At 70.4% G+C, this 14,875-nt stretch carries 9 protein-coding genes; 5 read left to right on the forward strand and 4 right to left on the reverse strand.

Annotation, left to right across the window (positions count from 1 at the left end; translation table 11 throughout):
- Window position 1 precedes the first annotated feature (1 nt).
- From F4X11_17945 to F4X11_17960, 4 genes are all read right to left on the reverse strand, one after another.
- Window positions 2-1,414: an ABC transporter permease subunit gene (locus F4X11_17945; GenBank protein ID MYN66887.1), complete on the reverse strand. Its 1,413-nt coding sequence runs from the start codon at window positions 1,412-1,414 to the stop codon at window positions 2-4.
- 15 nt (window positions 1,415-1,429) lie between these two features.
- The gene (locus tag F4X11_17950) at window positions 1,430-2,134 is read right to left on the reverse strand and encodes an ABC transporter ATP-binding protein (GenBank protein MYN66888.1); all 705 of its coding nucleotides are present in this window, start codon (window positions 2,132-2,134) and stop codon (window positions 1,430-1,432) included.
- 181 nt (window positions 2,135-2,315) lie between these two features.
- A complete protein-coding gene (locus F4X11_17955) occupies window positions 2,316-2,585 on the reverse strand; it encodes a hypothetical protein (GenBank protein ID MYN66889.1) in 270 nt (89 codons plus the stop codon).
- Between the two features lie 145 nt (window positions 2,586-2,730).
- The gene (locus F4X11_17960) at window positions 2,731-5,088 is read right to left on the reverse strand and encodes a TonB-dependent receptor (GenBank protein ID MYN66890.1); all 2,358 of its coding nucleotides are present in this window, start codon (window positions 5,086-5,088) and stop codon (window positions 2,731-2,733) included.
- Between the two features lie 162 nt (window positions 5,089-5,250).
- On the opposite strand from F4X11_17960, the gene F4X11_17965 reads away from it, so the two are divergent.
- The 5 genes from F4X11_17965 to F4X11_17985 all read left to right on the forward strand — a co-directional run bounded on the left by F4X11_17965 (window position 5,251) and on the right by F4X11_17985 (window position 14,837).
- Window positions 5,251-6,027, forward strand: a complete 777-nt coding sequence (locus F4X11_17965) for a hypothetical protein (GenBank protein ID MYN66891.1) — start codon at window positions 5,251-5,253, stop codon at window positions 6,025-6,027.
- Between the two features lie 176 nt (window positions 6,028-6,203).
- A complete protein-coding gene (locus F4X11_17970; protein ID MYN66892.1) occupies window positions 6,204-7,112 on the forward strand; it encodes a gluconolaconase in 909 nt (302 codons plus the stop codon).
- Between the two features lie 51 nt (window positions 7,113-7,163).
- A complete protein-coding gene (locus F4X11_17975; protein MYN66893.1) occupies window positions 7,164-7,448 on the forward strand; it encodes a hypothetical protein in 285 nt (94 codons plus the stop codon).
- A gap of 134 nt (window positions 7,449-7,582) precedes the next feature.
- Complete coding sequence (locus F4X11_17980) at window positions 7,583-10,033, forward strand: TonB-dependent receptor (protein ID MYN66894.1); 2,451 nt, start codon at window positions 7,583-7,585, stop codon at window positions 10,031-10,033.
- A gap of 13 nt (window positions 10,034-10,046) precedes the next feature.
- Window positions 10,047-14,837 carry a cobaltochelatase subunit CobN gene (locus tag F4X11_17985; GenBank protein ID MYN66895.1) on the forward strand — a complete coding sequence of 1,597 codons (4,791 nt, stop codon included), beginning with the start codon at window positions 10,047-10,049 and terminating at the stop codon, window positions 14,835-14,837.
- Window positions 14,838-14,875 lie beyond the last annotated feature (38 nt).

Consider the following 14,875-nt stretch of genomic DNA (forward strand, 5'->3'; position numbering starts at 1 on the left):
GCTACGCCACCTCCGCGCGCCGCACGCCGGCCGCCGCGGCCCAGACCGCGCCGGCGAGCCACAAGCCCAGCACCAGGAGCGACAGGATCCGGTTGTTCAGGACCCAGCCCAGCGTCGGGGCGTCGTACTGCAGGGGCGGCACCTCGGCCCAGAGGTCGGGTCCGGCGGCGTACGAGAAGTCCCCGCTACGGGAGTTCTCCGCCAGGTCGCCGTTCATCCGCCGCATCAGGTCCCTGCGGTACGTCTCGGCCGCGGTCGCGAAGTGCCGGTGCTGCTCGACGTCGGTGCCGGCCAGCCCCATCGACAGCGTGCGCACCGCCAGCAGCGGCGCCGCCACCGCGAGCGCCTCGTGGACGACACCCTGGCGCTCGAACGTGTCCCACAGCGCACCGTAGTTGCGGTCGAAGATCCGGTTGCCGAACTCCTCGCTCTCCTGCAGGTAGATCCCCACGTCGTTCACCGGCAGGTCCTCGGCCCGTTCCACGCCGTGCTCCGCGAGGAGGCTCTCGGTCAACGCCGCCCGGTCCGGTCGCTGGATGTCATCCACGCCGGCGGCCATCTCGCGTTCCAGCGTTTGTGCGAACTCGACCGCGGACGGCGTCGGATGGATCCACTTGGAGAGGTCCACCGCCGCGCGCGGGGCCACGAGCCCGTTCACCACCCACACCGCCAACAGGACGACCAGCGCGGTGCGCGCCGAGCGGGCCCACGCCGACACGGCCAGCGACAACCCCACGAAGGCGGCGAAGTAGGCCAGGTAGACGCCGGCCAGGACTGCTCCCCGGGCCAGCGGAGACGCGGCCGGACCCGTGCTGCCGACGACGAGGGCGGCCGCGCCCACCAGCGCCGCCGGCACCAGCAGCAGCGCCAGCGCGCCGGCGATGCCCAGGGCCTTGCCCAGGGCCAGATCCGAGCGGCCGATACCGGTGGCCAGGAGCTGGCGCAGGGTCCCCTGCTCCCGCTCGCCGGCCAGCGCGCCGAAGGTCAGCAGGATGATGAGCAGCGGCACCAGGTGCTGCAAGACCCCCGCGGCAGTCAGGGCGCCGACGCGCTGGGCGGACGTCGCGTCCTGCGCCGGGCGCATGAGGAAGTCGTTCTGCCGGTGCGCCTCCAGCCACACCGACGTGCCCGTGTAGGGATCCACGCCCTCGTCGACGAACGACAGCGCCAGGCGGGGCTTGAACGCGTAGATGCCGTAATGGGCCGCCGAGTGCGGATTCTTCTCGCCCTGCGACTCCCAGTGATCGCGGGCGGTGGCCTGCGCGGCCGCAAGCTCCTCCTGCGCCTGGCGCGACTGGACCCAGCCGTGCCCCAGCGAGACCAGGAGAAGCGCGCCTACCACGGCCGCGCACCAGCGGAAGCGGCCGTCCCGAACCACGTCGGTGAACTCCTTGCGTGCGATGTGCTTGATCATCGTCAGCTCCCTCGCCTACTCGTGCATGTGCTCCAGATAAATGCGCTCGAGGTCGGCGTGGCCGATCTCGTCCGTGCTCATCTCCCTGACCAGGCGCCCGTGGCGCATGATGCCGACACGCGTGCCGGTCTCCTTGGCGCGAAACAGATCGTGCGTCGCCATGAGCACCGCGACGCCGCGGTCCCTGAGCCGCCCGAGCAGCTCCGAGAACTCGTTCGACGCCTGCGGGTCGAGGCCGGACGTCGGCTCGTCGAGCAGCAGCGCGTCGGCCTCCTTGGCGATGGCGATGGCTACGCCGACCTTCTGGCGCATGCCCTTGGAGTACTCGGACACCCGCCGCCGGACGGCGTCGCGCGGCAGGCCCGCGCCGACCAGGACGTCGGTGAGGTGCTCCGGGGCCAGCGATCCCCGCCCGCCCAGTGCGGCGAAGTACTCGAGGTTCTCCAGGCCGCTGAGGTTGCGGTACAGCATCACCTGCTCGGGGATGTAGGCCAGGCGTCGCTTGGACTCCAGCGGCTCGGCGGCGACGTCGAGGCCGGTCACGTGCACGCTCCCCGCCGTCGGCTCGAGGAACCCCAGAAACAGGTGGATGGTGGTCGTCTTGCCGGCCCCGTTGGGTCCGAGCAGACAGTAGATCTCGGATGGTCCGACGCGTAGGTCGAGGCCCGCGACGGCCTCCACGTCGCCATACCGCTTGGACAACGCCTGCGCCTCGAGCACGGGGTTCGAGGCGACGGCGGTGGAGGCGGGGCGGGCATCGATCGGCGCGACTTCGCTCATGGTCTCGACAGGAGTCCCGGTGGATCACCAGGGCTCCCCCCTCCAAAGGAAAAGAACGGGCCGGTGCGCCGACGGCGTCGACGCGACTACGGAGCCAGAGAGTCGGGATGTGGTCGCGGCGTCAGGCGGGCGGCGCCCGCGAGCCGTGCCCCTCGACCTCCGCGGGGCGGGCATGCCCCGGCGCATCCGCACAGGGGTTGCGGACAGCGCATGGGTCGGGGTGATCGAGGACGCCGGAAGCGACAGGCGGCGAACCCTGCACGTGGCACAGCACGCACGTGCCGTCCCGCGCCTCCGCCTCGTCGTGGAAATGAAGCGTCGTCGCGAGAGCCGGCAGCGCGAGCGCGAGAACGGCGCCCCACTGCAACAGCGTCGATCGGCCTCGCCGCATTGTGTCTTGTAGCGTGTTCCCGCGAATCCGTCAAGGCGCCACGCGCCGGGGAGCGTTTAGCGCGGCCGCCCGCCGGGGAGGGAAATGTCCGGCGGGCGGCCATGCGCACGGACGGGACGCAGGCGTCCCGACCGACCCTCGAGCACTAGTGGAACCGCACGGCGTAGCTCGCCCGGACCCCGCGGCCCATCTCGGGCGCCAGGTCCTTGATGTACGAGGAGTGGTTCCGATACAGCTCGTTCGTCAGGTTGTAGCCCGTGAACGACAGGATGTGCGCCGTGTCCTGCCGCGGCCAGACGTACGACGCCCGCACGTTGACCAGGGAATAGCGGCCCGTCTCGGTCTCGCCCCGGAACACGTCGGCCTGCCGCGCCGCGAACTCCAGTTGCGGGGTCAGCGTGAACCCGCCGTAGGGGATGTCGAGGTCCACCGTGCCTCGCAACGGCGGAATCCGCGGCAGGGGCTCCCCGGTCGCCAGCCGCGCGTCGACGTACCCGAGGCCGAGCGTCAACCAGGTCTGTCCGGCGAGCCGGGTGCTGCCGCGTGCGTCGAAGCCGCGGAAGCGGCTGTCGCCCTGCAGGATGTTGTACACCGGCAGGTTGTCCGCCACTTCGTCGCTGCGGTCGCCGAAGATGAAGTTGTCGATGTCGTACACGAAGAAGTTCAGTGCGCCACGGACGCGGTCGCCCCGGTGCCGCAAGCTCAAGTCCAGTCCGAGGGTGGACTCGGCATCGAGATCCGGGTTGCCGACGTCGAACGAGAGCGTGCCGACGTGCGGGCCGAAGTTGTACAGCTCCTCGATGGCCGGGGGGCGGTGGGAGCGGGTCAGGTTCGCGACCAGGGCGTTGCCGGCGCCGAGGTCCGCGTGGAGTCCGACCGACGCGGATGCACCCGCGAAGTCGCGGTCGCGGGCGTCGGGCGCCTCGAGCACGCCATGGTCGTGCCCCTCGTGGCCATCGTCGTCATCGTCGTTCGCAAATGCGCCGGTACGCTCCGCCACGCGGTAGTTGTCACGGTCGACGCGACCGCCGAACTGCACGCGTAAGCGCCCCAGGTTCAGCTCTTCGTAGGCGAAGGCCGCGAAGGACGACAGGTCGGTCCGCGGCGCCAGCGCCTCGAAGCCCGCGGCTTCGAAGTCCCGTATCTGCGTCCAGGCGCCGAACCTCCCCGACAGACGCTCCGTCTGCCGCTGATCCACATCGGCGCGGAGGATGTAGACCCGGTTGTCGAAGCGCGTGCCGACGTTTTCGTTCCCGCCCTCTATTTCCAGCTCGTCGTGGCCCCAGTCGACGGCCTTCAGGCTGAGTCGCACCCCCTCGACGACGCGGTTGGCAAGGCCCTGGAGGCCGACGTCGAAGCGCATCGCGCGACGCTGCCAATCGAGCGCGATGGAGGTCGCGCCGCCTTCATCGACCCCGTGATCGTCCCGGTGCCCGCCGGCATCCACTTCGTGGTGTCCGTGGAACTGCTCGGCGAACGGCACGCCGTAACGGCCGTCGTTCAAGGTCACCCCGGCGCTCGCGAAGAGCCGGTCGCCCGACCAGCCGACACCGGCCTCCGCGTTGGCCGACTCGGTGGCGGAGTTCTGGACGGTCCCCAGGGGCGTGGCGTAGTCCCCCGTCCGCCGCGTGCTGCCGCCGGCCCAGTAGCGCACCCCGTTCCGCGCGTGCTGCAGGCCGACGTTGGTGCCCGCCTGCGCGTTCGCGCTCCCGAGGTCGGCGTTCAACTGTGCCCGCGTGCCCTCGAGCAGTGACGCGCGGCTGCTCTCGTGGGGCGTGATCACGTTCACGACCCCGCCGACCGCGTTCGAGCCGTACAACAACGTCGCCGGCCCGCGCACGATCTCGATGCGCTCCGCGCTGCTGGGGTCGACCGTGACGACATGGTCGCCGGAATTGTTCGACAGGTCCCCGGTGCGGACGCCGTCCTCCAGAATCAGCACCCGATCGCCGTCGAAGCCGCGGATGATCGGCCGGCTCGCGCCGGGGCCGAAGCCGCGGACCGCAATGCCCGGCTCGTTCCGCAGGGCGTCTCCGAAACCGGGGACCGACTCTCTTGCGATGTCGAACGAGTCCACCGTGGTGACCGCGTTGAAGGCCTCGTACGTCGTCTCGGCTCCACCCGCCGAGGCGGTCACGGTCACCTCCTCGTGCACGGGCGAGAGGCCCAGCACGAAGTCCGCCGTCACCGTCCCGCCGGGTTCGACGGTCACCGTCTGCCGGCCCGCGGTCAGATGGTCCCGCTGCGCGAGAACCTCGTACGAGCCGGCCGGCACGCGGTCGATCACGAAACTGCCCTGCGTGTCGGTCAGCGCGAAGGCGCCGGAGCCGACGACGAGGATCACCGCGCCGCTGATGAAGTCCCCGTTCTCTTCCAGCGTCACCGTCCCGCGCACGACGCCGCTCTCCTGCGCCGGCAGCGGCGCTACGGTCGAAGCCGTGGCAACCGCGACCGCTCCAAGACATCTCGCAATCCACCGGTATCTGCGCATCGCTCTTTGCATCGCTTCTCCAACCCTCTCCAATCTCGTACCCAACGGTTTCGTCGATCCGGCGCCCGTCGCCGCATGGGACGGCGCGTGCCGCCGAGCCGCCGCCGGACACCGGGGAAACTCCTCCGGGTGCACCGGCGGTCGACAAGCCGAAACGGCGTCCAGGCACGGCCGATGCGACGGCGCGCACGCATTGCCTCGGACGCAGGCGAACTCGCGGGCTATCGCGGCACGACAGGCGAACGGAAATTGCGAACGGGACTAGGCGGGCGGAGCGCGGGCGGGGAGGCGGCGCAAATGACCGGATGCAATCCAACCGCCGGCGACGACCTGTTCGAGCGGCTGCGGGACGTCCGCGAATCCGATCTCCAGGGATCCGGACGGTTCGGCAGCCGGCTGGTGCCGGAGCTGGCAGACTGCGCAGTCATGGTCCGCTGCGTGGTCTTCGTGGCAGATGGCCTCTGCGGCCGTGGCGCCGGCCAGCACGAGCGCCAGGAAGACGATCCAGGCGCGCCAACCGGAACTACGTGCTGCGAGCCCCGCGTGCACGGGGTCTCTCTGGGCCATAAGCTGTCGACGCTAGCAGAGATCGGCCCCAGGTGGCAAGGGGCGCGACCCGACGGCCGCGCCTTGACTCCGGCTCGCCTTTGCTTCTTCAATAGGCGGATGGCGTCCTCGAAGCGCATGACGGCGATGGGTGCGGCACTCTTCGTGGTGCTCGCGCTCGCGTCGGTCGGCGTCGCGCTCCACGAGCACGACGCCGACGTGCAGTCCGCCGCTCACGCGGATTGCGACGCCTGCCATATCCGACACCTGTCGGTAGTCGAGACCGACGGTACGCCGGCGCTGCCGACGCCGGCTCTCGTGGCCCACGGCGTCGTTTCCGCCGGCCCGGATGGCGAGCGCGCCGCGGTTCTCGGCATCCTTGCCACGCGCGGACCGCCCGCGTAGCCGCCCCGTCGCACTTCCCCGCGACACCCCGTATCGCACGATCGTCGGTTGTCGGGCTCGGCGTCGGCACAGGCACGGACGCCGGTGCGCGCCCCGCCCATCCGGAAATCAACGCTCGCACCTGGAGGAACACTGCCATGTCGATTCTTCGCAGAGAACAGCTCGCTTCCCGCTGGATGGCGGTCGCCGCGCTGCTGGCCCTTTGCAGCACGGGCCCGGCGACCGTCGCGCACGCTCAGGATGCTGCCGACCAGCCCTTCATGGCGGGGGCGCCGCTCGACCTGTCGTCGAACGCCAAGACCTACGGCGGCTTCCGCTTCGCCGAGAGCATGGCCTACGACGAAGCCCGCGACCTGTACGTCGCGGTCAACGCCGGGATCGCCCAGAACGTCATTCCGAACGACGGCTACATCTCGCTGATCAACCCCGACGGCAGCGCCCACACGCTGAAGTGGATCGGCGTCAACCGGAACGGCCTGACGTTGAACCACCCCCTCGGCAGCGACATCATCAACGGCCTGCTGTACGTGGCCGACATCAACGTGGTGCGCTGGTTCGACATGGAGAGCGGCGAGCCGCGGGGCAGCGTCACCGTCGAGGACGCGCAGCGCTTCAACGACATCGAGGTCGCCGAGGACGGGACCATCTGGGCCTCGCAGACCGGGACCGAGGAGAGCGGCACCTGGCGCCTGTACCGCATCGGACCGGACGGCGACTCGTCGGTCGTCGTCGAGGGAGCCCCGCTGGCCCGGCCCAACGGCGTAGCCTTCGACCCGGACGGCAACGTCGTCGTGGTGAACATCAACGACAACGCGGTGCTCACGTTCTCGCCCGACGGCGAGCTCGTCAAGACCGAGCACGCCGTGGACGGCGGCAACGACGGACTGGTGATTCTGGACGACGGCACGAAGTACGTCTCCAGCGTCAGGATCGGCACCGTCTCGCGCATCCGTCCCGGAGAAGAGGCCGAGGTCGTGGCGTCCGGCATCCCGAGCGCCGCCTCGATGTCCTACGACTCGAAGCGGAACCGGCTGCTCATCCCGATGAACAACTGGAACGCCATCACCATCGTCGAACTCGACTGATCGGGACCGCGAACGCCGGTCCCCAGACGCAACCATCGACCCGCCGGAACCATGAAGAAGCCGAGCCGGCCGCTCGCGTTCGCAGCGCTGGTGCTGACGTGCGTCCTGCTGCCGGCCGGCTCTTTCTTCCACGAACACGACGAAGGAGACGCGACCGGCGGCGACCACCACAACTGCGTCATCTGCTGTATTGCGCACTACGCCGCGATAGAGGCCCGCGCAGCGCCGACGGCGTCGACGCCCGAACTCACGGCGCTCGCTGCAGCGCGGACGCACTACCGAATCGGCCCGCGCACCGCGCTCGACATCCGACCCACGCGCGGACCGCCCGCGTAGCACCTCCCCCTTGCCGCGTCGACCCGGACGGTCCCCGAGGACCATCCGCGTGTCGGCCGTTCGAATGACGAAATCGGCGGGAGGCTCGCCGGCCGGCGTGGCTGACGAGTGACCGCCGCGGAGGTGGACTCGGGATGCGTGTACGGAATCAGGTAGCTGCTTCGTTCGTTTCGGGCGCAATCGTCGTCGGCGGGCTGTTCGCCGCGGAGACGGCATTCGGACTCGAGGAAACCGGTTCGATCCAGGGAACCGTCGCGGCCGAGGACGGCGGGGTGCCGCTGCCGGCCGCGCGGGTAGCTCTGGAAGGCACCGACATGTCTGCCACAACGGGGGCCGACGGCGCATTCGCGATCGACGGCGTCCCTGCCGGAACGTATCGGCTGACGGTGACGCGCGAAGCCTTTGCGCCGCTCACGTCGCCGGTGACGGTGGCAGTCGGCGAACCCGTGCTTCTCGATCTCCGGCTCCCGGTGCTGGAGTTCGAGGAGAGCGTCGTGGTGACCGCGACGCAGACCGAGCGGGCGGTCACCGAGGTCGCGGCCAGCGTCACGATTCTCGACGCACGGACCATCGAAGCGTCGTCGGCCCGCAACCTGCAGGATCTGCTGCGCCGGACGCCGGCCATCGATCTCGCCGAGACCTCCGGCATGGCCGCCCGCGCCAACTCGTCGCTCGTCATGCGCGGCGTCCCCGGCACCAAGCGGGCCCTGCTCCTGGTGGACGGGCTGCCGGCCAACGATCTGGGTCTCGGCACGCTCGCCGCGCTGAGCCTCGTGCCGCTGGCCTCGGTGGAGCGCGCCGAGGTGGTCCGCGGACCGTTCTCGAGCCTCTACGGCGCCAACGCCTTCGCCGGCGCCATCAATGCCATCACCCGGCCCGGCGAGGGCCCGCCGGTGGCCGACTTCTTCGCCAGTGGCGGCGCGGCCGGCTACTACCAGCTCGGCACGTCCGTGCGCGGCGAAACCGGCCCCGTCGGCTACGCGTTCACCGCGGATCGCCGCAAGATCGACAACGTCTACAACCGCGACACGCGCACCGTGCCGCGCGTCGCCGAAGACCGCAGCCTGCAGCAGGAGACCGTGCCCCTCCGCAACGTCGGGTACGAGGACGTGCGGCTGACGGGCCGGCTGGACTTCTCCGTCTCGGACGCCTGGGACGTGACGCTGCTGCCGCGGATCTCCAGCTACGAGACGGGCCTCGACGTGTCGGCCCGCCTGCCGGTTGCGGTCGACGAGCACAAGCGCGACACGGCGGTGAACCTCGGCGGCATCTTCCGCTACAACGGGGCGGGTCCGCTGTCGGCGCAGATCCGAACCAGCTACCGCTACTCGAACCAGCGTCTCTTCCAGGAGAACTTCACGCTCGCCCCGACGCGGCAGACGACCATCGTCGATCCGCCCGGGCCGGCCGTCGTCGAGTCGGTGTCGCACGGCGTGTTTCCTTTCGCGGCCCTCACCGGCCAGGACACCGACTTCCGCAGCGTGCTCGTCGAGCCGCAGGTCACCTGGGCGCCGAACCTCGCTCACACGGTCGTCCTCGGGGCGAGCTACACGAGCGAGCGCGGCTCGTTCGGCGACAGCACCATCGCCGATCATTCCAACCTGCTCGGCTCGGACGCCACGCTCGCGCGGGTTGCCGCGGGCATCCAGGCCGGCATGGCGGCGGGAGGCGTGCCCAATCCGACCGTCACCCTCGTCCGGGATCCCGCGATCGGCAACGTCTTCCCCCTGTCACGGGGCCAACGGGAGCAGTTCGACATCTTCTCCGCGTACGTGCAGGACGAGTGGGTGCTGGCCGACCGGCTGCGACTGGTCCCCGGCCTGCGCTACGACCAGCACTCGGAGTTCGGCTCGGTCGGTTCGCCGAAGGTGTCGCTGCTGTACGCCCTGACGCCGGCGACGCGAGTGCGCACCTCCGCCGGCCGCGCCTTCCGCGCCCCGAGCCTCTTCGAGCTGTTCGGCAACGTCGTCTTCCACGGTCCCATTCCCGGACTGCCGAATCCGGACCTGGAACCCGAGCACATCACCTCGTTCGACGGCGGGATTCAGCACGAGGTCAGCCGCGCGCTCCGGGCGGAGATGAACGTCTTCCACAACGACATGACGGATCTCATCCAGCTCGTAGTCTCGCCGCAGCGCGACCACTTCGACTGGGTGAACGTCGCCGACGCGCGCTCGACCGGCCTGGAGCTGGTGGCGAACGGGCAGGCGGCCTCGTGGCTGGGCTACTACGCCAACTACGCGTACACGGACAGCGAGGACCGCGCCACCGGCAACCCGCTGGCGCTGGTGCCGCGGCAGAAGGTCAACGCGGGCATCCAGTTGGGGGCGGCGCTCGGGTCGTGGCGCCTGACCGGGTCCGTCGATCAGCGCTGGGTCGGCGAGCGGACGCAGAGCTCGCAGGGCGTCCCGGTGCTGCTCGACGAGTACATGCGCACCGACCTCGCGGTCTACCTGCATCCCAACGACGACCTGCGTGTGGGTGTTCACGTCCTGAACGTGATGGATGCCGACTACCAGGAAACGGCGGCGAGCCCGACGCTCGGACGTCTCGTTTCGGTGAGCCTGGCGATAACGCCTTTCTAGACCGGAGGATCCGATGACTGCCAGGACAGAACCGGCACGCGAGCGGACGGTGAGGACCCGGCTGGCCGACCTGTGGTCCCATCGCAAGCGGATCGCGGCGGCGGTGCTCGCGGCGGCGGTGCTCTGGGGCGGGTTCGCGGCCTACCAGCGCCATCTCGCGGTGACCCGAGTCGCCTTCGTCAACTTCCCCGGCTTCCAGCTCGCGCGCATCGAGCGCGCGCGACCGCACGGCGCGGTGCGCATCGAGCCGCTGGACATGGCGACGCTGGACCGGGCCGCCGACTATCCGGTCGTCTACATCTTCGGACGCGGCCTGCAGCTCGAAGAGGCGCAGCTCGAGCACCTGCGCGAAGCCGGCCGCCGGGGCGCGCGCCTGTTCGTGCAGGGGGCCACGAACCCGGCCCTCGACGTCACCAACCTGCGCGGCGCGCAGCTCGACGCCGTCAACGGCTACCTCGAGTTCGGGGGCGCCGACAACTACGCCCGGCTGCTCAACTTCTCGCGCGTCGAGCTCGACGGCAAGGCGTTCCGCTCGGATCCGGTGCAGCCCCCGGTCGAGCGTTCCATGGACGTGCTGTTCCATCTGGACGACGACCTGACGTTCGAGACCGTCGACGCGTTCGACGCCTACTACGACGCGCAGGGTCTGGCGAAACCGAACGCCCCGAACATCGCCCTGATCACCAGCGTGCCCGGCCCGTTCAACGCCAACCGGGATCACGTCGATGCGTTCATCCAAGCGCTTGAGGGCCGCGAGTGGAACGTCTACCCGATTGCCGCCGTCGAGAAGCGCCTCGACTTCCTCAAGGAGATCGAACCCGATCTCGTGGTGCTGATGCCGCACGGCCGGCTCACCCTGGGCCGCGCCGACGAGGCGATCGCGTGGCTGCGGGAGCGCGACATCCCCATGCTGACGCCGCTCTCGGTGTTCCAGAACCACGACGAGTGGGTGACCGACCAGCAGGGAATGGCCGGCGCCCTGCTCACGATGAGCGTCGTGCTACCCGAGCTCGACGGCGGCATCGCACCCTACGCGGTGGCGGCGCAGTTCACCGACGCGGACGGCTACGAGATCTTCGACGTGGTGCCGGGGCGGCTCGACACCTTCTGCGACCTCGTCGAGCGCTGGCTGGCGCTGAAGGCGAAGCCCAACCGCGACAAGCGCGTGGCCATCTACTACTACAAGGGACCGGGCAAGAACGCCATGCACGCCGGCAGCATGGAGGTGGCGCCGAGCCTGCTGAACCTGCTGCGCTCGCTGCGCGACGCCGGCTACACGGTCGAGGGGCTCCCCGAGACCGACGACGAGTTCTGGGAGCTCGTCCAGGCAAAGGGCCCGGTGCTCGGACCGTACGCGCGCGGCGCGTTCGAGGAGTACGTGGCCACCGGCGATCCGGCCCTGGTGCCGGCCGCCGAGTACGCCGCGTGGATGGCGGCGGACCTCGAGCCGGGCATGCGCGACGCCGTCGTCGAGCAGTACGGCCCCGCCCCGGGCGAGTACATGACGGTCGGCGAGGGCGACGAGACCGCGCTGGCGGTGGCCCGCGTGCAGTTCGGCAACGTCGTCATCCTGCCGCAGCCCCTGCCGGGCGTCGGCGACGACACGTTCCGGCTCGTGCACGGCGCGCGGAAGGCCCCGCCCCATCCCTACGTGGCCTCCTACCTGTGGACCCGCAATGCCTTCGGGGCCGACGCCGTGATGCATCTCGGCACGCACGGCAGCCTGGAGTTCAGGCCCTGGAAGCAGATTGCGCTGTCGACATTCGACTGGTCGGACGCCCTCGTCGGCGGGCTCCCGCACGTCTACGTCTACGTCATGAGCAACATAGGCGAGGGGATCATCGCCAAGCGCCGCTCCTACGCCACCACGGTGACCCACCTGACGTCCCCGTTCATGGAGGGCGGGCTGTACGAGGGGCTGCGGCCGCTGCGAAACCGGCTCGACAGTTATCGCAACGCAGCCGACGGGCCGGTCCGGGCGGAGCATGCGCGCACGATCCGACGCCTTGCGACGGAGATGAACCTGCACGTCGACCTCGGCCTCGACCCCGACGCGGCGTGGTCGGCGGACGACTTCTTCCGGCTGAGCAACCACGTCGAGACCATCGACGGGGAGAAGGTCGCGCAGGGCCTCTACACCCTCGGGAACGCCTTCACGGAGGCGGAGGTCGACTCGACGGCGGAGCTGATGGCGATCGATCCGATCGCCTACGCCCTGGCCCGCATCGACACGATCAAGCGTGCGGTCGACGCCGCCGACCTGGAGGACGAGGTGCTCTTCGAGCGCCGCTACCGCCGGCGGGCCCGCGACGCCTATGCGCGGCGGGTGGCGGGCGGCGACGCCGATGCGGTGCTCTCCGACCTGGTGGCGGACGCCGACCGGCAACACGCCCACGCCTGGCGGGAAGCGGCGCGCCGGCCGTCGGACGACGACATCATCCGCGGGTTCATCTCGATGGGCGCGGGCAGCCGCAACCGGCCGGACGCGACCGTGTCCGCAGCCCGCGCGGGCGAACTCGAGGACCTGGTGGCGCGCATCCTGCCGCATCCGCGCAAGGTCGAATTCGTCGAGCGGATGCAATCGGAGCAGGAGTTCGCGCGGACGTCGCAACTGCTGGATCCCGTGCAGCGCGAGCGCGCGAAGACCATCGCCGCGGTCATCCCCCCGATGGCCGAGGCCATCGAGATCGCCGAGGACCCGGACGTTTTCGCCCTGCTGGAGGTGATGCAGGACGCGGCGCTCCGCGAGCGGACCTTCGCCCTGCTGAAGGACCCGGGACTCGTCGACCGCGTTGAGGAGGAAAAGCGGCGGCTGGCGGCGGAGCGGCTCGCGTTCGCCCTCGATGCGCCTCAGGTCGAGGCGCTCGGGCGGGCCTGGGGCCACGAATCGGCCGGCGAGCTGGTGACCGCCGCCAGCGAGGACATCGAGAAGGCCCTGGAAGCAGCCACCTTCTACCGGGAGCACCGCGCGGCGCTCGGCGGCCAGCTTCGGGAGGTCGACGCGCCAGCGGCGGATCGCCTGCGAGAAATCCTCGACGACCCGTCGTTCGACCGGCGCCTCGACGGCGCCGTCGGCGCCGCGGAGATCGAGATGGAGAAGCGAGCGGCCCGGGACGCGGAGCTCGCACGCGCAGTCCTGACGCTGGAAGCGAGCGTCGCCGGCATCGACCGGCATCGGCAGGGCCTGCGCAACAGCACGGATCTGGAGCTCGGGAGCGTGGCACGCGCCCTCGGCGGCGGCTATGTGGAGCCTTCGCCCGGAGGTGACCCCATCGTCAACCCCGACGCCGTCCCCACCGGTCGCAACCTCTTCTCCATCGACGCCGAGAAGACCCCGTCGCCGGAGGCGTGGACGGTGGGGCGCGGTCTGGCGGAGGCGCTCCTCGAGGAGCACCGGCGGCGGCACGACGCGTATCCCCGGAAGGTCGCGTTCACGCTCTGGCCCACCGACTTCATCGGCACCGAGGGCGCGACCATCGGCCAGATCTTCTACCTGCTGGGCGTCGAGCCGGTCTGGGACGCGTTCGGGAGGGTCGCCGACCTGCGCCTGATGCCGGCGGCCGACCTCGGCCGGCCCCGCATCGACGTCGTCGTCCAGACCGCCGGCCAGCTCCGGGACCTCGCCGCCTCGCGCCTCGCGCTCATCAACCGCGCCGTCGCGATGGCGGCCGAGGCTCGCGATGCGGACGGGCACGCCAACTTCGTCCAGGCGGGGCGCCTGCGGGCGGAAGAGGTGATGAAGGAGAAGGGCCTGTCGCCCGCGGACGCGCGCCGCTACTCGACGCTGCGGGTCTTCGGCGGCGTGAACGGCATCTACGGGACGGCCATCATGGAGATGGTCGAAAGTGGCGACCGCTGGGAGGACGATGCCGAGGTTGCCGGCCAGTACCTGCGCAACATGGGCGCCGTCTACGACGAAGGCGAGCTCTGGAGCTTCTACGCCGAGGGCATCTTCGAGGCGGCGCTCGCCGACACCGAGATCGTCGTGCAGCCGCGGGAGAGCCACACCTGGGGCGCCCTCAGCCTGGACCACGTCTACGAGTTCATGGGCGGGCTGAGCATGGCCGTCCGCCACGTGACCGGCCGGGACGCCGACGCCTACTTCAACGACTTCCGCAACGCGCAGCGGCCGCGGGTGACCGACCTCACCGAGACGGTCTGGACCGAGGCGCGGTCGACGCTGCTGAACCCGGCCTACATCGGCGAGATGCAGGAGGGCGGCGCCTCGTCGGCCGAGCACTTCGCCGAGACGTTCCGCAACACCTACGGGTGGAACGTGATGAAGCCGGCGGCCATCGACGACGCGCTCTGGAACGAGCTGTACGAGGTGTACGTCGACGACCGCTACGACATCGGGATCGAGGACTTCTTCCGCCGCGAGAACCCGTACGCACTGCAGGAGATGACGGCGGTGATGCTTGAGACCGTGCGCAAGGGCTACTGGGAAGCCTCGGCGCGGCAGGTCGAGGTGCTGGCGGAGTTGCACACCCGCCTGGTGGAGGAGTTCGAGGCGGGCTGCAGCGGGTTCGTCTGCGACAACGCGGCCCTGGCGACGTTCATCGCCGAGCAGGCCCCGGCAGACCTCGCGGCGAGCTATCGGAGCGAGCTGCAGCGGGCGCTGACGTCGAGCGTGGAGCTGACCGAGGCGAGCGTGGTCCTGGCGGACCAGGACGCCGAGGCGCGGCCGGCCGATGCGCCGGCGAACCAGCCGCCCGCGCGACGCCTGGCCTACCTGGGCGCAATCATAGTCGCCGGGCTGCTCGCGATCGCGCTGCTCGTCCTGCGGCGCCGGAGCACGACCTGACACGGGCGTAAGGGGGCCTTCGACGCAACCCGGGAACA

It is taken from the genome of Acidobacteriota bacterium, from assembly GCA_009861545.1.
GTDB lineage: Bacteria > Acidobacteriota > Vicinamibacteria > Vicinamibacterales > UBA8438 > WTFV01.